The 21,483-nt window shown below is 41.8% G+C and carries 19 protein-coding genes; 15 read left to right on the forward strand and 4 right to left on the reverse strand.

What is annotated here, in order from left to right; all coding sequences use genetic code 11:
- Positions 1–41 precede the first annotated feature (41 nt).
- The 8 genes from M1D84_RS05665 (at position 42) to M1D84_RS05700 (ending at position 8,696) form a co-directional block, all read left to right on the forward strand.
- Positions 42–1,226 (forward strand): acetate kinase, encoded by a 1,185-nt coding sequence (locus M1D84_RS05665; RefSeq protein WP_024424808.1) that lies wholly within the window; start codon positions 42–44, stop codon positions 1,224–1,226.
- A gap of 105 nt (positions 1,227–1,331) precedes the next feature.
- A complete protein-coding gene (locus tag M1D84_RS05670) occupies positions 1,332–1,847 on the forward strand; it encodes a MogA/MoaB family molybdenum cofactor biosynthesis protein (RefSeq protein ID WP_024426150.1) in 516 nt (171 codons plus the stop codon).
- A gap of 172 nt (positions 1,848–2,019) precedes the next feature.
- A complete protein-coding gene (locus M1D84_RS05675) occupies positions 2,020–3,231 on the forward strand; it encodes an argininosuccinate synthase (RefSeq protein ID WP_024424806.1) in 1,212 nt (403 codons plus the stop codon).
- Complete coding sequence (gene argH, locus M1D84_RS05680; protein WP_034624205.1) at positions 3,228–4,601, forward strand: argininosuccinate lyase; 1,374 nt, start codon at positions 3,228–3,230, stop codon at positions 4,599–4,601. Before M1D84_RS05675 ends, argH begins: the two co-directional genes overlap by 4 nt.
- A 118-nt stretch (positions 4,602–4,719) precedes the next feature.
- Complete coding sequence (locus tag M1D84_RS05685; RefSeq protein ID WP_073206957.1) at positions 4,720–5,625, forward strand: aminoglycoside phosphotransferase family protein; 906 nt, start codon at positions 4,720–4,722, stop codon at positions 5,623–5,625.
- 95 nt (positions 5,626–5,720) lie between these two features.
- Entirely contained in the window at positions 5,721–6,476 is a 756-nt protein-coding gene (locus tag M1D84_RS05690; protein ID WP_171464570.1) for an SDR family oxidoreductase, read from the forward strand.
- A 65-nt stretch (positions 6,477–6,541) separates the two neighbouring features.
- Positions 6,542–7,225 (forward strand): metal-dependent hydrolase, encoded by a 684-nt coding sequence (locus M1D84_RS05695; RefSeq protein ID WP_024426146.1) that lies wholly within the window; start codon positions 6,542–6,544, stop codon positions 7,223–7,225.
- 148 nt (positions 7,226–7,373) lie between these two features.
- Positions 7,374–8,696, forward strand: coding sequence for a CBS domain-containing protein (locus tag M1D84_RS05700; RefSeq protein ID WP_024424801.1), 1,323 nt, complete (start codon positions 7,374–7,376; stop codon positions 8,694–8,696).
- A 37-nt stretch (positions 8,697–8,733) separates the two neighbouring features.
- Here the strand turns inward: M1D84_RS05700 and M1D84_RS05705 are convergent, their stop codons facing one another.
- Positions 8,734–9,036: a YtpI family protein gene (locus M1D84_RS05705; protein WP_003216665.1), complete on the reverse strand. Its 303-nt coding sequence runs from the start codon at positions 9,034–9,036 to the stop codon at positions 8,734–8,736.
- Between the two features lie 147 nt (positions 9,037–9,183).
- Here M1D84_RS05705 and M1D84_RS05710 point away from each other — a divergent pair, with 147 nt between their 5' ends.
- Positions 9,184–10,125 (forward strand): DHH family phosphoesterase, encoded by a 942-nt coding sequence (locus tag M1D84_RS05710; protein WP_024424800.1) that lies wholly within the window; start codon positions 9,184–9,186, stop codon positions 10,123–10,125.
- 52 nt (positions 10,126–10,177) lie between these two features.
- Here M1D84_RS05710 and M1D84_RS05715 read toward each other — a convergent pair whose 3' ends face one another.
- The 3 genes from M1D84_RS05715 to M1D84_RS05725 form a co-directional block, all read right to left on the reverse strand.
- Entirely contained in the window at positions 10,178–10,363 is a 186-nt protein-coding gene (locus tag M1D84_RS05715; RefSeq protein ID WP_003216400.1) for a hypothetical protein, read from the reverse strand.
- Positions 10,364–10,471: 108 nt separating this feature from the next.
- Complete coding sequence (gene ytrI, locus M1D84_RS05720; protein WP_003216226.1) at positions 10,472–10,975, reverse strand: sporulation membrane protein YtrI; 504 nt, start codon at positions 10,973–10,975, stop codon at positions 10,472–10,474.
- A complete protein-coding gene (locus tag M1D84_RS05725) occupies positions 10,972–11,313 on the reverse strand; it encodes a YtrH family sporulation protein (RefSeq protein WP_024424798.1) in 342 nt (113 codons plus the stop codon). The genes ytrI and M1D84_RS05725 overlap by 4 nt, the downstream gene beginning before the upstream one ends.
- A gap of 137 nt (positions 11,314–11,450) precedes the next feature.
- On the opposite strand from M1D84_RS05725, the gene dnaE reads away from it, so the two are divergent.
- The 6 genes from dnaE to pyk all read left to right on the forward strand — a co-directional run bounded on the left by dnaE (position 11,451) and on the right by pyk (position 21,390).
- Complete coding sequence (dnaE, locus tag M1D84_RS05730) at positions 11,451–14,786, forward strand: DNA polymerase III subunit alpha (protein WP_458106427.1); 3,336 nt, start codon at positions 11,451–11,453, stop codon at positions 14,784–14,786.
- Positions 14,787–14,927: 141 nt separating this feature from the next.
- Positions 14,928–16,160 (forward strand): NAD(P)-dependent malic enzyme, encoded by a 1,233-nt coding sequence (locus M1D84_RS05735; protein WP_025092260.1) that lies wholly within the window; start codon positions 14,928–14,930, stop codon positions 16,158–16,160.
- A gap of 303 nt (positions 16,161–16,463) precedes the next feature.
- Positions 16,464–17,339 (forward strand): acetyl-CoA carboxylase, carboxyltransferase subunit beta, encoded by an 876-nt coding sequence (gene accD, locus M1D84_RS05740; protein WP_024424796.1) that lies wholly within the window; start codon positions 16,464–16,466, stop codon positions 17,337–17,339.
- Positions 17,324–18,301, forward strand: coding sequence for an acetyl-CoA carboxylase carboxyl transferase subunit alpha (gene accA, locus M1D84_RS05745; RefSeq protein ID WP_024424795.1), 978 nt, complete (start codon positions 17,324–17,326; stop codon positions 18,299–18,301). The genes accD and accA overlap by 16 nt, the downstream gene beginning before the upstream one ends.
- A 341-nt stretch (positions 18,302–18,642) precedes the next feature.
- Positions 18,643–19,602 carry a 6-phosphofructokinase gene (pfkA, locus tag M1D84_RS05750; protein ID WP_024424794.1) on the forward strand — a complete coding sequence of 320 codons (960 nt, stop codon included), beginning with the start codon at positions 18,643–18,645 and terminating at the stop codon, positions 19,600–19,602.
- A 27-nt stretch (positions 19,603–19,629) separates the two neighbouring features.
- Entirely contained in the window at positions 19,630–21,390 is a 1,761-nt protein-coding gene (gene pyk, locus M1D84_RS05755; protein ID WP_024426143.1) for a pyruvate kinase, read from the forward strand.
- Positions 21,391–21,483 lie beyond the last annotated feature (93 nt).

The following is a 21,483-nucleotide window of genomic DNA, read 5'->3' on the forward strand; positions in this document are numbered from 1 at the left end:
GTGAAACCTTATATAACAACTGAGTAAAAGGAGCGACAGTAATGTCCAAAATTATTGCAATCAACGCAGGAAGCTCATCTCTTAAATTCCAATTGTTCGACATGCCAGAAGAAACCGTTTTAACAAAAGGGCTTGTTGAAAGAATCGGAATGGACAACAGTATCTTCACGATTTCTGTAGATGGAGAAAAGAAAACAGAAGTGACAGATATTCCAGATCACGCAGTAGCGGTCAAAATGCTGCTTGAAAAACTAACTGAATTTCACATCATCAAAGACTTTAATGAAATTGATGGCGTAGGACACCGCGTTGTTCACGGCGGAGAGAAATTCAGCGATTCTGTTCTTTTAACTGATGAAGTGATCAATGACATTGATCAGCTTTCAGAGCTTGCACCACTTCACAATCCTGCAAACGTTGTAGGAATCAAAGCATTCAAACAAATTCTGCCTGACGTACCAGCGGTTGCTGTGTTCGATACAGCATTCCACCAAACTATGCCAGAGCAGTCTTACCTATACAGCCTTCCGTACGACTACTACAAAAACTTTGGTATTCGTAAATATGGATTCCACGGGACAAGCCACAAGTTCGTTACAGAGCGTGCAGCAGAGCTATTAGGCCGTCCGCTTGAAGAGCTTCGTCTGATTTCTTGCCACCTTGGAAATGGTGCGAGTATTGCAGCAGTTGAAGGCGGAAAATCAATCGATACATCTATGGGCTTTACACCACTTGCTGGTGTTGCAATGGGTACACGTTCTGGTAACATTGACCCTGCCCTTATTCCATTTATTATGGAAAAAACAGGACATACTGCTGAAGAAGTGCTTTCTACTTTGAATAAGAAGAGTGGTCTTTTAGGTGTGTCTGGTCTGTCAAGTGACCTTCGTGATATCGAAGAAGCAACAGAAGAAGGAAACGACCGTGCAGAAGTTGCTCTTGATATTTTTGCGAGCCGTATTCATAAATATATCGGTTCTTATGCAGCAAGAATGAATGGCGTAGATGCGATCATCTTCACAGCTGGAATCGGTGAAAACAGTTCAGAAGTAAGAGCACGTGTACTTCGTGGTCTAGAATTCATGGGCGTTTACTGGGATCCTTCTTTAAACAACATGAGAGGCGAAGAAGCATTCATCAGCTACCCGCACTCTCCTGTAAAAGTGATTGTCATCCCTACAAACGAAGAAGTAATGATTGCAAGAGACGTAATGCGTTTAGCGTAATCAAGTTTGAAAAGCTCTTTTCCAATAAGGAAAAGAGCTTTTTTCTGTTGAAAGCAGCATGCTATAATGTTGTCCAATATGAAGCAAAAGGGAGCGGTGCGAAAGATGAGCGTGACAGAACATAAACGTGAGGCGAAAGAAAGGCTTTATGTGAAAGTCATTACGGTCAGTGATACAAGAACGAAAGATACAGATAAAAGCGGCCGTCTGATGATTGATTTGCTCAAAGAACAGGGACATCTTGTTCTTGCATACGATATTGTAAAAGATGATATAGGATCGATTCAAGACGCTGTGCTGGAAGGAACAAGCGAACCGAAAATAGATGCCGTCTTGTTAAATGGCGGAACAGGGATTGCCGCAAGGGATGTGACCATTGAAGCGATCACTCCTCTTTTTTCCAAGGAACTGCCTGGCTTTGGTGAAATCTTCCGCATGCTCAGTTATACAGAAGACATAGGTTCAGCTGCTATTTTATCCAGGGCAACGGCAGGGGTCGTCAATCAAAAGGCTGTCTTTGCCACGCCGGGATCTACCGGAGCCGTTCGTTTAGCCATGACCAAACTCGTGATTCCAGAGCTTCCTCATGTCTTACGAGAGCTTGAAAAGGATCAAAAATAGCCCAAAATGACTCTGCCAAGAAAATTTGGCAGAGTTTTTTTCATAAAGGGGTTGAAAAAACAATTTTTCCTTGTTACAGTGTATACATACTAAATGCATGTTTATAAATTAAAACTTATTTTTATGCAAAAACATTCACAGAATCAAAACAAGCGAGAGGAGCTTTTCAATCATGTCACAAAATAAAAAAGTCGTATTAGCATATTCCGGAGGTCTTGATACCTCTGTTGCAGTTAAATGGTTACAAGAGCAAGGATACGAAGTCGTTGCTTGCTGCCTGGACGTAGGTGAAGGAAAAGATTTAGCATTCGTTCAACAAAAAGCACTTCAAGTCGGAGCTGTTCAATCATACATGATTGACGCAAAAGAAGAATTTGCTGAAGAGTTTGCACTCACTGCATTACAAGCACACACAATGTATGAAGGAAAATATCCACTAGTATCTGCACTATCCCGTCCGCTTATTGCAAAAAAATTAGTGGAAGTAGCAGAAAAAGAAAATGCAGTAGCAGTTGCTCATGGATGTACTGGAAAAGGGAACGACCAAGTTCGTTTTGAAGTATCCATTAAAGCATTGAATCCAGACCTAGAAGTTCTTGCACCAGTGCGTGAATGGAAATGGTCTCGTGATGAAGAAATCGATTATGCACAAAAACACGGTATTCCAATTCCGATTAATTTAGACAGCCCATATTCAATCGACCAAAACCTTTGGGGCAGAAGTAACGAATGTGGCATTTTAGAAGATCCTTGGGCTGCGCCGCCAGAAGGTGCATACGATCTGACAAATCCACTTGAAAAAACGCCTGACACACCTGAAATCATTGAAATCACGTTTGAAAAAGGAAAACCGACAGCCATTGACGGTATCCAGTATTCATTATCTGATCTCATCCTTCATTTAAATGAAGTCGCTGGACAGCATGGTGTTGGCAGAATCGATCACGTTGAAAACCGTCTTGTCGGCATCAAATCTCGTGAAGTGTACGAATGCCCAGGTGCTGTCACACTTCTAAAAGCGCATAAAGAGCTTGAAGACTTAACGCTAGTCAAAGAAGTCGCTCACTTTAAACCAATCGTTGAACAAAAAATGGCTGAATTAATATACAACGGCTTATGGTTCTCACCGCTTAAAGAAGCACTAGATGCATTCTTACAAGAAACACAGCAGAACGTAACAGGTGTTGTACGTGTGAAACTATTTAAAGGTCATGCCATTGTAGAAGGACGTAAATCACCATATTCACTTTATGATGAAAATCTAGCCACTTATACAAAAGCAGATGAATTCGATCATGATGCAGCTGTAGGATTTATTAATCTTTGGGGCTTACCGACAAAAGTAAACAGCATCGTGAATAAAAAGGAGCAGGTTAAAGCATGAAAAAGCTTTGGGGAGGCCGATTTCAAAAAACACCAGAAAAATGGGTCGATGAGTTTGGCGCGTCCATTCATTTCGACAAACAATTAGTCAAAGAAGATCTGACCGGCTCCCTTGCTCATGCAAGTATGCTGAATAAATGCGGTATCCTCGGTGATGAGGAGGCCGCTGCCATCAAAGACGGACTAAATACGCTCATGAAAAAGGCAGAGGCGGATGAACTGGAATTCTCAGTCGATTATGAGGACATTCATTTAAACCTTGAGAAAATGCTCATTGATGAGATTGGTCCGCTTGGCGGCAAATTGCACACAGCGAGAAGCCGGAATGATCAGGTCGCAACTGATATGCACTTGTATTTGAATAACCAAGTAGAGCATATCATTGAACTGATCTCTTCCTTTCAAACGGTGCTTGTAGAAAAGGCAGAACAGCACGTTGAAACGATTTTTCCAGGATATACGCACCTGCAGCGTGCACAGCCTATTTCGTTTGCCCATCATATGCTCGCCTATTTCTGGATGCTTGAGCGTGACAAAGCGCGTTTCCAAGATTCATTAAAGCGAATTAACGTGTCTCCACTTGGATGCGGAGCGTTAGCAGGAACGACATTCCCGATTGATCGTGAATATACAGCAGAGCAGCTTGGCTTTGACCACATTTACGAAAACAGCCTCGATGGTGTGAGTGACCGGGACTTCATTTTAGAGTTTTTGTCTAATAGCAGTCTTGTGATGATGCACCTCTCACGTTTTTGTGAGGAAATCATTTTATGGTGCTCGCAAGAATTCAAATTCATTGAACTTGATGATACGTATGCAACAGGCAGCAGCATGATGCCGCAGAAGAAAAACCCGGATATGGCTGAATTAATCCGCGGGAAAACAGGCCGTGTGTATGGCAACCTGATGGGGCTTCTCACGATTATGAAAGGCTTGCCGCTTACGTATAACAAAGATCTGCAAGAAGATAAAGAAGGTATGTTTGATACAGTGAAAACCATCGCTGGCAGCCTGCAAATCTTCACAGGCATGATTCAAACGATGACAGTGAACGAAGATGTCATGAAAAAGGCAACAAAAGAAGATTTCTCAAATGCGACAGAAGTGGCTGACTACCTTGCGAAAAAAGGCATGCCATTCCGTGAAGCACACGAAATCGTTGGAAAGCTTGTGTATACATGTATTCAAAAAGGCATCTATCTAAGTGATCTTTCTTTTGAAACATTCACAGAAGCAAGCGATCTTTTTGAACAAGACATTTACACTGTTCTTGATCCATATGTTGCGGTTGAAAAAAGAACAAGTGCAGGCGGAACTGGATTCAAACAAATTCAGCTCGCTTTAGAAAAAGCAAAAGCCTGCCTGGCATAACTTATCATAACCATTCGTTTATACGGATGGTTTTTTTGTCATGGAAAAAGGAGATTGATGATCATTGGAGAAATGAAAGCATACCTGCGTCAAGCAGAAGAGGGAGTGACAGCAGATCATGAAGAAAACGCTTGAGGCTTTGTTTCATCAACCAATCGTATCAGTGAAAACGTTAGGAGAACAATATGACGGACGGGCTAATGATGTGTGGCTGATCTCCTTACAAGATAAAACGGAATATGTAGTCAAATCTCCTAAAACTGCAAGAGAAGAAAGTGAATTTGTTTCTGGGATCAAATTGATCTATGGAGTAGATGACCGTACTGTAGAAGAGCATATCGATCAAATCAATCAAAAGCTGTCTCATACGAATTCCTTTCATATTCCAAAAGTTGTTCGTAAAGTGAAGAAGGCAGGGAGACATTTTTATGTAATGGAAAAAGTAGAAGGAACACCTTGTACATCTTTTGAGGGACGTTCATCAGACTTTTATAAGGATTATGGGAGGAAACTAGCACATCTTCATTCATATCGTACTGACTTTTTTGGTGCAGTCTACGGAGCTGAAAAGAAGCATTTGAGAGAATTCCATGCTGTGTTAAAAAAGGCTGTATTCAAACTCATAGGCCGCTATTACGCTGATCAGCATGAATTTCACTGTTATGCAGAAATTGTGCTGCAAAAGATGGAAAAGCTAAAGCCCCCTGATTCAGCAAGTCTCATTTTAATTGATTTAGATCCGTCTCAATATATTGAAAAAGATGATCAAGTGACGAGTTTAGTTGATACAGAATATGTCGTATATGGACCAGCTGCGTTTGATTTTATTGCATTGGAATACCTTTTGACGAAAGAAGCTGCCCGCAATGTTCAATTGGGCTATGAAGAGATTTGCCCGCTTCCTCGTGATCTTCATGAGGTGAGAGAGTGCTATCGTTTTGTTTCTCTGCTGCTCGATATCCATGGCTCATGGGATTTGAAAAAGTGGATAAATCACCCTATATTGTTTGACTCATATCGATAAAGGGTTCATAAGTGCGCCAGATGCCGGTTTATAGTAAAGTAAAGATAACAAAAGAAACACGTGAACTTGCAACCTTTGCTTTAGGAGGAGATTGTGTGCGACACGCATTAATAACAGCGGGTTCTAAAGGACTTGGCCGGAAAGTTACCGAGTCTTTACTGAATATGGGGTATTCTGTGACAGTGAATTATCGAAGTGATGATGAAGCTGTCCGGCAGATGAAAGAAGAATTACACCAGTACGAAGATAAGCTTCAATTTGTCGAAGGTGATGTGACAAAAAAAGAAGATTTAAAAAACATGGTAGAGCTGGCAGCAGAGCGATTTGGACGGATTGATGCCTTGATTAACAATGCCGGTCCTTATATTTTTGAACGAAAAAAATTGGCGGATTACTCTGAAGATGAATGGTATCAAATGATAGAAGGCAACCTATCAGCAGTATTCCATTTGTTCCGAATGGTCATCCCAACGATGAGAAAACAAGGCTTTGGCCGCATTATCACTTATGGCTTCCAAGGTGCAGACCATGCGCCAGGCTGGATGCACAGATCAGCCTTTGGAGCGGCAAAAGTGGGCCTTGCGTCATTGACGAAAACGATTGCGATTGAAGAAGCCGAAAATGGCATCACTGCTAATATGGTTTGTCCAGGCAAAATCGTTGGAGACATGAAAGAATCGACAATAGAGAAAGCCCGTCAAATCAAAGACGATGAAACGCCGATAGGCAGGTCTGGCACTGGAGAGGATATAGGGCGTATCATTTCATTTCTATGCGATGACCGTTCAGATCTCATTACAGGGACCGTCATTGAAGCAACAGGTGGTCTTAACGTCATTCACAGGCATTAAGTTTTTCAGCTTTTTATAGAGGGAATAAATGATATGAGATCAAAATTGAAAGGTGGATATACTACATGAAAGCTACATATCATGGACATTCAGTTGTACACATTGAAACAAACGGATATCATATTTGGATTGACCCATTTTTAAATGGAAATAAGCATACAGAGATCAAACCGCAAGATGTGAAAGCGGATGTCATTTTACTGACACATGGACATGGAGATCACCTTGGTGACACCATTGAAATTGCTAAAAATAATGACGCTCTCGTCGTTGCGCCAAATGAGCTTGCCGTTTATTTAAGCTGGCAAGGGGTGAAAACGCACCCGCTTCATATCGGCGGCGGACGTGAGTTTGAATTTGGTAAAGTGAAGCTCACGCAAGCGTTTCATGGTTCAGCTGTCATTGATGAAGAGGCACAGACAATTACGTATACAGGGATGCCATCAGGTATTTTATTTACCGCAGAGGGTAAAACAATTTATCATGCAGGAGACACTGCACTCTTTTCAGATATGAAACTGATCGGTGAACTGAATCATATTGAGCTCGCATTCCTTCCAATTGGTGATAACTTCACAATGGGACCGGAAGATGCAAGAATCGCAGCAGAATGGCTGCGGGCAAAACAGGTCGTTCCGATTCACTACAGCACATTCCCGCCAATTGAACAGGACCCGCATGCATTTGCAGACAGCCTGCATGGCGGCGTCGGTCATGTGTTAAACAGCGGGGAATCAATCGACATTTAATCCTCATATGAAAAAAGCTGGCACACAAATGCCGGCTTTTTTTATTTGCCTTCATCTGCCGAAAGAAAAGACAAATTGCTATTAAAAGCCTCCTGCCCTTATAATGAAACATAGATGAAAACGCTGAAAACAAAAAGGGTGAACGGGATTGGCGACAAAGCATGAGCAAATTTTATCGTATATTGATTCATTAGATGTCGGAGAGAAAATTTCTGTCCGGCGCATAGCGAAAGAAATGAAAGTGAGTGAAGGTACCGCTTACAGGGCCATCAAAGATGCTGAAAATAAAGGATTCGTCAGTACCATTGAACGAGTCGGCACCATTCGAATTGAACAAAAGAAAAAAGAAAATATTGAAAAACTCACATATGCAGAAGTGGTCAATGTTATTGATGGTCAGGTCCTTGGAGGACGCGCCGGCTTACATAAAACGTTAAATAAATTTGTTATCGGAGCGATGGAGCTGGACGCAATGATGCGCTATACGGCTGCTGGCAACCTGCTCATCGTCGGAAACCGGATCAATGCCCATAGGCAGGCATTAGAGGCAGGGGCGGCTGTGCTGGTCACAGGCGGATTCTCAACAGATGATGAAATCATTCAGCTCGCAGATGAGCTGGAGCTGCCGATTTTATCGACAAGCTACGATACATTTACCGTAGCGGCTCTCATTAACAGAGCCATTTATGACCAATTAATTAAAAAAGAAATTGTGCTTGTAGAAGATATTTTAACGCCGATTGAACGCACCGTGTATTTATCACCAGAGGATAAGCTTGAAAAATGGTATGAAAAGAATTATGAAACTGGCCACGGCCGTTTCCCGGTCGCAGATGATCAAATGAAGATTCACGGAATCCTCACCTCAAAGGATATTGCGGGGCATGACCGCTCCACACCGATTGAAAAAGTAATGACGAAAAATCCGCTGACGGTCATTGGCAAGACATCTGTCGCCTCTGCTGCACAAATGATGGTGTGGGAAGGCATTGAGGTGCTGCCAGTTGTGGATGATCATGCGAAGCTGATCGGTATGATCAGCCGTCAGGATGTGCTCAAGGCGCTCCAAATGATTCAAAAGCAGCCGCAGGTCGGAGAAAAGCTGGATGATGTTGTCTCAAGAGGATTTAAAGAAGCCGATACAGAGAAACCAAAAGCGGATGCGGTTTATCAATACGAGGTTACCCCGCAAATGACGAACCAGCTTGGAAATATTTCATATGGGGTGTTCACACAAATTTTAATCGAATCTGCCAACCGCTTCTTAAAATCTCATAAAAAGGGCGAACTGATCGTCGAGAGTCTCTCTGTCTATTTCTTAAAGCCGGTCCAAATGGAATCCACCATCCAGATTAAGCCGAATATTTTAGAAGTAGGACGCAAGTTTGGAAAGCTGGAAGTGGAGGTTTATCACCAATCGAATATCGTAGGCAAAGCGATGCTGATGGTGCAGCTGATGGAAAGAGGATAATGATAAAAAGGGCGAACTCATGTCGCCCCTTTCCTTATTACGCATGATCTTTTTCGCCTTCCTTTAAAAAGAGCGGAAGGTAATGCTTGTAGGCTTTATACCCAGCCCACGTACTGCCGATACCAACAGCAACAAAAATAAATCCGATGACAAATGCGAGTGACGAGCGGTTTAAAAATAATTGATTCACACCGAAGAGCAGGACAAAGCAGCCAAGGGCCATACTGGATTTCGCCGACCAGAATTTTTTCTCGACTGGCCGGTTCGTACGGACATTTTTTGCTTTGTAGTATAAATAAAACATGGCAGAACAAATAATAAACACAATCAAAACAAGCATGTGCCAAGCCTCCATTGTAAGTGGTTACAACCCTATTTTAAACGTAAATAGGCTTGCTTACTAGAATAAATTGTCTATCCCTCACTTTTCCGTCACGATAGATTATGATTTAATAATAAAAAGAGTATCGCATGAGAAGGAGTTTTTATGAAAAAAGAACTGATTAGAACCATATCATTATATGACACCATCATCATCCATAGACATGTAAGACCAGATCCTGATGCGTATGGATCGCAGTGCGGCCTTACGGAAATCTTGCGTGCCACCTATCCAGAAAAAAATATTTATGCGACAGGAACGCCTGAGCCATCCCTTTCATTTTTATATGAACTCGATGAGGTACCAGATGACGTGTATAAAGGGGCCCTTGTCATTGTCTGTGATACGGCCAATCAAGCAAGAATCGATGATCAGCGCTATTTAATGGGTGATAAGCTGATGAAAATCGACCATCACCCGAATGAAGATCCTTATGGTGATTTGCTTTGGGTGGATACAGAGGCAAGCTCTGTGAGCGAGATGATTTATGAATTGTACTTAGAGGGGAAAGAAGAAGGATATCAGCTGAATACAAAGGCAGCTGAATTGATCTATGCCGGCATTGTAGGAGACACAGGCCGCTTCCTTTTCCCAAACACAACGAAAAAGACACTCAAATATGCAGGGGAGCTTATCGAATATCCATTTTCATCTTCAGATCTTTTCAATCAATTGTATGAGACAGATTTGAATGTCGTGAAATTAAATGGCTATATTTTTCAACATATTTCTTTGTCAGAGAACGGGGTTGCATCTGTTTTCATTAAGCGTGAAATTTTGGAATCGTTCCAAACAACAGCGCAGCAGGCCTCACAGCTTGTTGGGACACTAGGGAATATTGCAGGCATTAAGGCATGGGTCTTTTTTGTGGAAGAAAACGATCAGATTCGTGTGAGATTCCGCTCTAAAGGCGTCGTCATTAACACCATTGCGAAAAAATATCATGGAGGCGGCCACCCGCTTGCAGCCGGTGCGTCCATTTATGATTGGGCAGTAGCAGATGAGATTTTGCGTGATTTAGAGGAAGTATGTAAATCATCATCATAAGAGAGGAGGGATGTGAAGTCCCTTCTCTCTTTTTTTGTCATGGAGAAAAGGGTTACTTGCATACAGGGATAAACCAGCAGCCGATGTCTGTTGAATCTTCATAGGCTTGGAGATTTTGATGCTTTAATTCTTTTTTAATTAAATGAGCCATCATTTCTGTCTCAGCATAAGCACACATGCCGTCTTTGATCCGGCTTGCTTTGTCTCGTGCCATTTGACGATAGCTGTAAACCTCCATTGTCCTCACCTCTTTCTATTTAAGATCTCGTTCTACTTTTAGTGTATAAAAATGAAGCGTGAAAAGCGATCATTGAGGGCAGAAATTCATAAAAATTCCACAACCTCTTTATTCAGCAAATGAAATACGTACTTCAAGTGAAAGCTTCGTATAAATTGTCAGCTCTGTCACTTTCGCGCGATATGCCTTTTCCCGAATGGTATATTCTTTATTTTCCACTGTCCGTTTTAGTAATTCCTTTGTTTTATAGACACTTTCAATATCTTTTGTAATGACTTCTGAGATATCCTCCTTGACCTGATCTTCAAACTTTAGCGTATCTGGCTCTGGGATTTTATATTGCTCACGATTCACGAGATGAACATCTACGCTTTGGATCAGCAGCCGCTTCTTATTATCCTCATTTAACTTATGCAAATCTTCCCGATAGAGTGTGATTTGTTCTTTCAGACTGTCCATATGATGCTGCTGGCTTCTCAGCAGTGTCACTTGCTTTTCCTGAAAGGTTCCGTATGTAAAGAGAAAAATAAGCCAGCTTACAATCGCACCAAACATCATTCCTGCAAAAAAACGCTGCCAGCCTGGGCGTTTATACAGCTCCGGCACCCTCATGATGACACATGCTCCTGGGTGAGCCACGTAATAATGAGATACCCCGTTTGTGCACCGCCCATGGCAGAGATAATTAATAAAATCTGCTTGAAAATATCACGCGTGTTTCCTTCGAAAATGCCTCGTTCAAAGCTATAAACAGCATCAAATGTTCCGCCGATAGCGGCGACAAGCGCCCAAATCTTTAAACGGTTGGCAAGACTAGTAATAATGGATAAAGGCGGCTGACCAGATAAATACGCACCAACACCGCCTATGATAGCACCACCCAAGATGACCCCTAGGGCGATAAAATAACAGCTGATAAAATTCGGTATAAAAGCTTCCTTCACATCCATTTTGTCCACCTCACTCTATTCAATATATGGCGTATGCTGGACAAGTATGAACGGACAGAAAAGAAAGAACATTTGTTTCTCATCGCATCGCGTTTTATAATGAAAGAATGACTTTAGACGAAAGGAGTGGATTAAGCATGTCTTATGTTCATCTTCAGGTCCACAGTGGATACAGCTTATTAAGCAGTGCAGCTAAAGTAAAGGAGCTTGTGCTGAAAGCAAAAGAACTTGGCTGCAAGGCGCTCGCTCTTACCGATGACCATGTGATGTATGGCACGGTTGAATTTTATAAGGAATGTAAAAAACATGGCATCAAGCCGGTTATCGGTTTAACAGCTTCTGTCTTCATAGATGAACAAGAGACAGAGGCTTATCCCTTGGTACTCCTTGCAAAAAACAATGAAGGCTATCAAAACCTAATCAAAATCAGCAGTGTGCTGAAATCAAAATCAAAAGCCGGATTGAAAGAGAAATGGCTCAAAAGCTATCACCGCGGGCTCATTGCCATCACACCAGGCGCATCTGGGTATATTGAAACGCTTTTGCAGCATGATCAGTTAGAAGAAGCACGTGAAGCTGCCAACCAATTGAAGCATATATTCGGCGAGGGACATGTGTATATCGCACTTCAGCCATTTCAGCAGGACGAATCGCTCGCCGGCAAACTGCGGGACGTCTCACAAAGTACAGACATTCCTCTTGTTGCGACGGGTGATGTTCACTATATCAATCGAGAAGACAAAATGGCTTATACGTGCTTAAAAGCGATCAAAGCAGGTAAGCAGCTTTCAGAGATAGAGGAAGACCGAGGAGAAAAGCATTTCAGATCCTTTGAAGAAATGTTGGAATGGTATAGAGATGATCAAGAGCTGCTGACAAGAACGGTGGAGATTGCAAACCGCTGTGAAGTTGATTTAAATCTTGGGCAGACAAAACTCCCATCTTACCCGACTCCTGATCAATCAACAGCAGATCAGTTTTTACGCAGAGTGTGCGCAGAAGGGATGAAGCAAAGAAAGCTTGCTTCAAATGACATGTATGTCAAAAGGCTTGAATATGAGCTGAGCATTATCCAAAAAATGAATTTCAGTGATTATTTTCTCATTGTGTGGGATTTTATGAAATATGCGCATGACAAAGGAATTGTCACAGGCCCTGGGCGGGGATCAGCAGCGGGTTCACTTGTTGCATACGTTCTGTTTATTACGGATGTCGATCCGATCCGTCACGGTCTTTTATTTGAGCGCTTCTTAAATCCAGAGCGAATCAGCATGCCAGATATTGATATTGATTTCCCCGACACGAGAAGAGATGAAATCATTTCTTATGTAAAAGACAAATACGGAGATATGCATGTGGCGCAAATTGTCACGTTTGGAACACTGGCAGCAAAAGCTGCTTTAAGGGATGTTGGACGTGTGATGGGAATTGATTCAAAGGCAGCGGACCGTCTTGCCAAGCTGATTCCATCAAAGCCAGGAACGACGCTGAAAGAAGCGGTGACTGCATCTTCTGAATTAAAAACGATGCTTCAGCAATCCGATGAGCTTCGAAAGGTCTTCCAAACTGCTTTAAAGGTAGAAGGCTTGCCAAGACACACCTCGACACATGCAGCTGGCGTTGTGCTGAGCGAGGAACCGCTGACAGAGGTCGTTCCCATTCAAGACGGCCATGAAGGTGTGTATTTAACGCAGTATGCGATGAATTATTTAGAAGATCTCGGACTGTTAAAGATGGATTTCTTAGGACTAAGAAACTTAACATTAATTGAATCCATTAAAAACCAGATTGAAAGACAGGAAAACGTCCACATTAACTTTAGTGACATTTCATATGAGGATCAGAAAACGTTTGAATTGTTATCCGCAGGAGATACAACTGGAATATTCCAGCTTGAATCACAGGGGATGCGTCAGGTGCTGAGGCGCCTGAAGCCGTCTAGTTTAGAAGATATCGTGGCGGTCAATGCTCTCTATCGTCCAGGTCCAATGGAAAATATCCCGCTTTTTATCGACCGAAAGCATGGCAGAGTCAAAGTCTCTTATCCTCATCCTGATTTGTATGACATATTAAAGGATACATATGGGGTCATCGTCTATCAGGAGCAAATCATGCTGATTGCAGCGAAAATGGCTGGATTTCAGCTGGGCGAGGCAGATCTATTAAGAAGAGCTGTTTCAAAGAAGGATAAAAAGGTCCTGGATGAAGAGCGAAGCCATTTTGTTGAAGGATGCCTAAAAAAGGAGTATCCTGTTAACATTGCAAATGACGTTTATGACTTAATCGTCAAATTTGCAAACTATGGTTTTAATAGAAGCCATGCTGTTGCATATAGCATGATTGGCTTTCAGCTTGCTTATTTAAAAGCGCATTATCCGTTATATTTTATGTGCGGTCTTTTAACGAGTGTAATTGGAAATGAAGACAAAATTGCTCAATATTTCTATGAGGCGAAGGAAAAAGGGATATCTGTGTTGAAGCCTTCTATTAATAAGAGTGAGTTTCCATTTACGGTTGAAAAAGGGGAGATCCGCTACAGCTTAAGAGCGATCAAAAATGTCGGAGTGTCAGCTGTAAAGGATATATACAGAGCAAGACAGGAAAAGCCGTTTGAAGATTTATTTGATTTTTGCGCAAGAGTATCACCAAAGAGTGTCAACCGAAAAACGATTGAAGCGCTCATTTTTTCAGGGGCGATGGATGAATTTTATCCCAATCGTGCTTCGTTATTAGCATCGATAGATATTGCGTTAGACCACGTGTCATTTTTAAATCCAGAGGATCAGCTGGACTTTCTTGGGGATACAACCTTCTCCATTAAGCCAAAATATGCGGAGATAGAAGAAATGCCGCTTGTTGATCTCCTGCAATTTGAAAAAGAGGCACTCGGGTTATATTTATCAAATCATCCAGTACAAGCGTACCGAGACCGCTTAAGAGAGAATGGTGCAGTGGAAATCATCAGACTTTCTTCCTATATTAAGCGTAAAATCTCAATGGGTGGTCTTTTGACAAAAGTGAAATCGATTCGGACAAAAAATGGACAATCGATGGCATTTGTTACATTTGGGGATGAAACGGGAGAAATGGAAGGCGTCGTCTTTCCAGAGCAATTTAGAAAGCTGTCCCCCTTACTTGAGGAGGGCAACATGCTTTATGTTGAAGGCAGAGTAGAGGTCAGAAATGACAGCAGTCAAATCATCGTGCAAGAAGCTGCTTTACTGGAAGAGATGGATGCAAAAAGAAAAGAGTCTGTCTACATTCGTGTGAAAGAAGAGAATCATACGCAGGAGCTGCTAGAGCAAGTAAAACGAATCCTTTCGATGCACAGCGGAGGAGCAGATGTCTATTTGTATTATGAGAAGCAAAAAAAGACGATGAGACTTCCAGATGCATACAAAGTTCATGCAGATCATGCTGTCATTTTCCAGTTAAAAGAGCTGCTCGGTGAACAAAACGTTGTGATTAAATGATGACAAATCGCCTGAATATGTTTTACAAATTCACCTATTGTGTTATCATTTTAAAGATTCTGTTTATTTAAAACTGCCAGTATGTGCTTATCAACTTAGCAAATCATTAAATCATTTTCCACTTGAAGGAGTGTTCATCACATGTCATTAAGAGAAGAAGCATTACATATGCACAAAGAGAATCAAGGCAAACTCGAATCAAAATCAAAAGTACAAGTGAAAAATGCGAAAGACTTGAGCTTGGCTTATTCACCTGGTGTTGCAGAACCATGTAAAGATATTTATGACGACACAAGCAAAGTGTATGATTATACAATGAAAGGCAATATGGTCGCTGTTGTCACAGACGGAAGCGCTGTTTTAGGACTTGGAAATATCGGTGCAGAAGCATCTCTTCCAGTAATGGAAGGGAAAGCTGTATTATTCAAAAGTTTTGCAGGCGTAGATGCCTTCCCAATCGCGCTTGCAACAAACGATGTAGACAAAATCGTTGAAACAGTGAAGCTTCTTGAGCCGACTTTTGGCGGTGTGAACCTTGAAGATATTGCAGCGCCTAACTGCTTTATCATCGAAGAGCGCTTGAAAAAAGAGACAAACATTCCAGTTTTCCACGATGATCAGCACGGAACAGCGATTGTGACAGTAGCAGGACTTGTGAATGCACTGAAGCTATCTGGAAAATCCATGTCTTCAATTAAAGTAGTGGCAAACGGCGCCGGAGCAGCAGGGATTGCGATTATCAAGCTTCTTTATCATTTCGGTGTACGTGATATCATTATGTGTGATACGAAAGGTGCTATTTACGAAGGCCGCCCGAACGGTATGAATGCAGTGAAAAACGAAGTAGCTAAATTCACGAACCAAGACCGCAAAGAAGGTTCATTAGAAGAGGTCATTGAAGGCGCAGATGTCTTTATCGGGGTTTCTGTAGCAGGCGCTTTAACAAAAGAAATGGTTGGAAAAATGGCAAAAGATCCTGTCATCTTTGCTATGGCTAATCCAAATCCAGAGATCATGCCAGAAGATGCACATGCAGCAGGAGCAAGTGTTGTAGGAACTGGCCGTTCTGACTTCCCGAACCAAGTGAACAACGTACTGGCATTCCCAGGAATTTTCCGCGGAGCATTAGATGTACGTGCAACTCACATTAACGAAGAAATGAAAATCGCAGCTGTTGAAGCGATTGCGTCTCTTGTTTCAGATGAAGAATTGTCAGCTGAATATGTCATCCCTGCACCATTTGATGCACGCGTAGCACCAGCGGTAGCAAAAGCGGTGGCAAAAGCAGCAATGGAAACTGGCGTTGCAAGAATCAAGGTCGACCCAGAAGCTGTCGCTGAAAAAACAAGAAAATTAACGATTATCGGCGAATAATCAACTGGAAAAGTGTGCACGTTCTTTCTGAAACTGGAGAAAAACGTGCACCATTTCCTCTCTTACGCGAAAATTTTTTCATCCGGAATGAGATTTTTTTGTAGACGTTCACAATTCAAACATATCAACTGCTCAGCGCCCCAAACACATACTCATTTCTCATCAATTCCCCACTGAAAAAATTGAATGAAGGATGACAGCGTTTGACAAAAAAAGTACAATAGTTTCGGTACAGTTATGACATGTCCTATAATAGTGGATGTGCGTGTAAAGAAAAAACCCTTCAAAAAGGGAGGTAGTCATTTGTCAATCAAGAATATTTTCAGTAAAAAGAAAAAATATGCATCTGTACCCTCTGAACAGGCAAGTCAAGATGTGCCTGAAGGCATCATGACCAAATGTCCGCAATGTAAAAAAATAATGCTCACCAAAGAACTAGATAAAAATTTACGTGTTTGTATGAATTGCGGCAGACATTTGCAAATGAATGCAAAACAGCGTATTGAAAGCCTTGTAGATGAAGGCACATTTGAAGAATTTAACGGGCACCTCATTTCATCAAACCCGCTCGGTTTCCCAGGCTACGAAGAAAAGCTTGAGAAAGACAGAGAAAAAACATCTTTGAATGAAGCCATTGTCACAGGTAAAGGTGAAATTGAAGGCCAAAGTGCTGTGATTGCTGTCATGGATGCCACGTTCCGTATGGGCAGCATGGGATCCGTTGTTGGTGAAAAGATCACGCTGGCGATCGAGAAAGCAAAAGCGGACAAGGTGCCATTTATTATCTTTACTGCTTCTGGCGGAGCGAGAATGCAAGAGGGAATTCTCAGTCTCATGCAGATGGCAAAAACAAGTTCAGCATTAAAACTGTTCAGCGAGGATCAAGGTTTGATTATCTCTGTGATGACGAACCCAACAACTGGCGGTGTATCAGCTAGTTTTGCGTCTCTCGGTGATTACAATTTTGCAGAACCTGGTGCTTTAATTGGTTTTGCAGGCCGCAGAATCATTGAACAAACGATTCGTGAAGACCTGCCAGAGGACTTCCAGACGGCTGAATTTTTAATGAAGCATGGACAGCTTGATGCTGTGATTCATCGTGCAGAAATGAAAGAAACACTAGGCCGAATCTTAGCACTACACAGCACAGGAGGTGAACGAGAGTGGCTGGAGAATTAGAATTTGAAAAACCTGTCATTGAACTTCGAGCGAAAATTGATGAACTGAAAAAGTTCACACAAAACTCAGAAATGGATTTAAGTGCAGAAATTGAGCGCCTTGAAACACGTCTGAGTAAGCTTGAAGCAGACATTTATACAAATTTAAAGCCGTGGGACAGAGTGCAGATTGCTCGGCATGCGATGCGCCCAACAACTCTCGATTACATTCAAGAGCTGTTTGACAACTTTTTCGAATGTCACGGTGACCGTTTTTATGGTGATGATGAAGCGATCGTTGGAGGAATTGCCACGTTTAAAGGGCTTCCTGTCACGGTTATTGGCCATCAGCGCGGTAAAGATACAAAAGAAAACTTGCGCCGTAATTTCGGAATGCCTCATCCAGAAGGCTACCGTAAAGCGCTGCGCTTGATGAAACAAGCAGATAAATTTAATCGCCCGATCATTTGCTTTATTGATACAAAAGGAGCTTATCCTGGTAAAGCAGCTGAAGAGCGCGGACAAAGTGAAGCAATTGCGAAAAACCTATTCGAAATGGCAGGACTTCGTGTACCAGTTGTCTGTATTGTCATTGGAGAAGGCGGAAGCGGCGGCGCACTAGGCTTAGGCGTAGGAAACCACCTATTCATGCTAGAAAACTCAACATATTCAGTGATTTCACCTGAAGGTGCAGCAGCACTGCTCTGGAAGGACTCATCACTTGCGAAAAAAGCTGCAGAATCAATGAAAATTACCGCTCCAGACCTAAAAGAATTAGATATTATAGATGATGTTATTAAAGAAGTGCAAGGTGGAGCACATCGAGACGTGAAACAACAAGCAGCTTACATGGAAAAAACATTAAAACAGTCACTTACATCTTTGCTCAAACTAACGCCTGAAGAACTAGTCGAACAAAGATATGAAAAATACAAAGCAATCGGGAAAGTCTCGATTGAAAATCAATATATTGGGGTAAACTAAATAAACGTACAGCCTTTTTGGCTGGCGTTTATTTTTTTCATCTTTTTTCATGAAAACCGTCTTCATGTAAGCGCTATTTGAAAATAATTTTCTTTTGTTTTCATAAAATTTGAAACGTCTGAAAACCTTGACATGACAAGGTTTATAGCACTTGCCTTTACAGATTTCAGAGAGATTTGCTTTCATTACGTTCTTAACTTTTGTTTAAAAACGGTTTATTTAATTGTATAATAAGTACGGTTTTAGAAATTCGTATTGAAAACATCCAAATTTGCTCATGATTGTTTTCAAGCAGTGGAAATGGTATGTTTAATTCATATATGGTCTCTGAGGTGAAAAAGATGAAGCGTATAGGAGTTTTAACAAGCGGTGGGGATTCCCCAGGAATGAATGCAGCTGTGCGCGCAGTTGTAAGGAAAGCAATTTACCATAATGTTGAAGTTTACGGTATTTATAATGGATACTCAGGTCTAATTAACGGTAAAATTGAGAAACTCGAAATAGGTTCAGTAGGCGATATCATTCATCGTGGAGGAACAAAACTTTACACGGCAAGATGTCCTGAATTCAAGACAGTTGAAGGTCGTGAAAAGGGAATTGAAAACTTAAAAAAATTCGGTATTGAAGGACTTGTAGTCATTGGTGGAGACGGGTCATTTATGGGAGCAAAGAAATTAACAGAGCTCGGTTTTCCATGTGTAGGTGTTCCAGGCACGATTGACAACGATATTCCAGGTACTGATTTTACTATTGGCTTTGATACAGCACTGAATACTGTCATTGATGCCATTGATAAAATTCGTGATACAGCCACATCTCATGAACGTACATACGTAGTGGAAGTAATGGGAAGACATGCTGGTGATATTGCCCTTTGGTCAGGTCTTGCGGGCGGAGCCGAATCTATTTTGATTCCTGAAGCAGACTATGACATGGACGAAATTATTGCTAGGTTAAGAAGAGGTCACGAACGCGGCAAGAAGCATAGTATCATCATCGTTGCAGAAGGCGTAGGCAGCGGTGTTGAATTTGGTAAGCGGATTGAAGAGGAGACAAGCCTTGAAACACGTGTATCTGTCTTAGGGCATATTCAGCGCGGAGGTTCTCCGAGTGCGTTTGACCGTGTACTGGCAAGCCGTTTAGGAGCATATGCAGTCGAGCTTCTTCTTGAAGGACAAGGCGGACGCTGTGTAGGCATTCAAAGCAATGAACTCGTTCATCACGATATTTTAGAAATCTTAGATAAAAAACATACAGTCGATAAAAATATGTACCGACTTTCACAAGAGCTCTCTATATAAAACGAGAAGACCTTAGGAGGAACAGTAATGAGAAAGACAAAAATCGTTTGTACAATCGGTCCAGCAAGTGAAAGCATTGAAAAGCTGACTGAATTGATTGAAGCAGGAATGAATGTAGCCAGACTAAACTTCTCCCATGGAGATTTTGAAGAGCATGGTGCACGCATTGAAAACATACGTAAAGCAGGTAAAACATTAGGCAAGGACATTGCGATCCTTCTAGATACAAAAGGTCCAGAGATCCGTACACGTACAGTTGAAAACGGCTCAATTGAGCTAGTCGCTGGTGCTGATCTTATCGTGAGTATGGAAGACATTGTTGGAAATACGGAAAAAATTAGTGTGACATACGAAGATTTAATTCATGATGTAGAAGTAGGTTCAACGATTCTATTAGATGATGGTCTGATTGGTTTAGAAGTAAAAGAAATTAACAAGGACCGCAAAGAAATCGTCACAAAAGTCATGAATACAGGCACACTCAAAAACAAAAAAGGTGTCAACATACCTGGTGTCAGTGTAAACCTGCCTGGTATTACAGAAAAGGATGCCAATGATATTCTGTTTGGAATTGAACAAGGCGTCGATTTCATCGCAGCTTCTTTTGTGAGACGAGCTTCTGATGTTCTTGAAATTCGTGAGCTTCTTGAAAAGAACAATGCGACTGATATTCAAATCATTCCTAAGATTGAAAACCAAGAGGGTGTTGATAACATCGACGAGATCCTTGAGGTATCTGACGGTTTAATGGTTGCGCGTGGAGATCTTGGTGTAGAGATCCCGGCAGAAGAAGTACCGCTTGTTCAAAAAATGCTGATCAAAAAATGCAATCGCTTAGGCAAGCCTGTCATCACAGCGACTCAAATGCTGGACAGCATGCAGCGTAACCCTCGTCCAACTCGTGCGGAAGCAAGTGACGTGGCAAATGCTATTTTTGACGGTACAGATGCGATTATGCTTTCTGGTGAAACAGCAGCAGGAACATATCCAGTAGAAGCCGTACAAACAATGCATAACATTGCATCACGTTCAGAAGAAGCACTAAATTATAAAGCCATTCTTTCTCGCAGAAGCGAAGAAGTAGAAGTCAGTATTACAGACGCGATCGGTCAATCTGTTGCACATACAGCAATGAAGCTTGATGTAGCAGCGATTGTGACACCGACGGAAAGCGGACATACAGCAAGAATGATTTCAAAATATAGACCAAAAGCACCAATCGTAGCAGTTACTGCAAACGAATCAGTTGCGAGAAAGCTATCTCTTGTATTCGGTGTATTTGCAAAGAGCGGCTCAAAAACGACGTCTACTGATGAAATGCTTGAGAATGCAGTAGAGAAGTCTATTGAAACAGGCTATGTAAGACACGGCGATTTAATTGTGATTACAGCCGGTGTGCCAGTTGGTGAAACAGGTACGACGAACTTAATGAAAGTATATGTTGTCGGTGACATTATTGCGAAAGGTCAAGGGATTGGCCGTAAATCTGCATTTGGACCGGTTGTCATTGCACAAAGCGGAAAAGAAGCAGAAGAAAAAATGTACGATGGTGCGATCCTAGTTGCAAACTGCACAGATCGTGATATGATGGGAGCTTTAGAAAAAGCATCTGCCCTTATCACAGAAGAAGGCGGTTTAACAAGCCATGCAGCAGTTGTTGGACTAAGCCTCGGCATTCCAGTGATTGTTGGTCTTGACAGCGCCACGACACTTTTAAAAGAAGGCGAAGAGATTACAGTAGATCCAGCACGCGGAGCGATCTACAAAGGCCGTGCGAGCGTCCTTTAAATCATCCAAGAGGGGAGTTGTCTGACTCCTCTCTTTTTTTATGTTACACTAAAAAAAGTAAACAGCTTTCGATGAAAGATACCCCATGAGGTG

This window comes from Bacillus sp. PK5-006 (genome assembly GCF_054161415.1).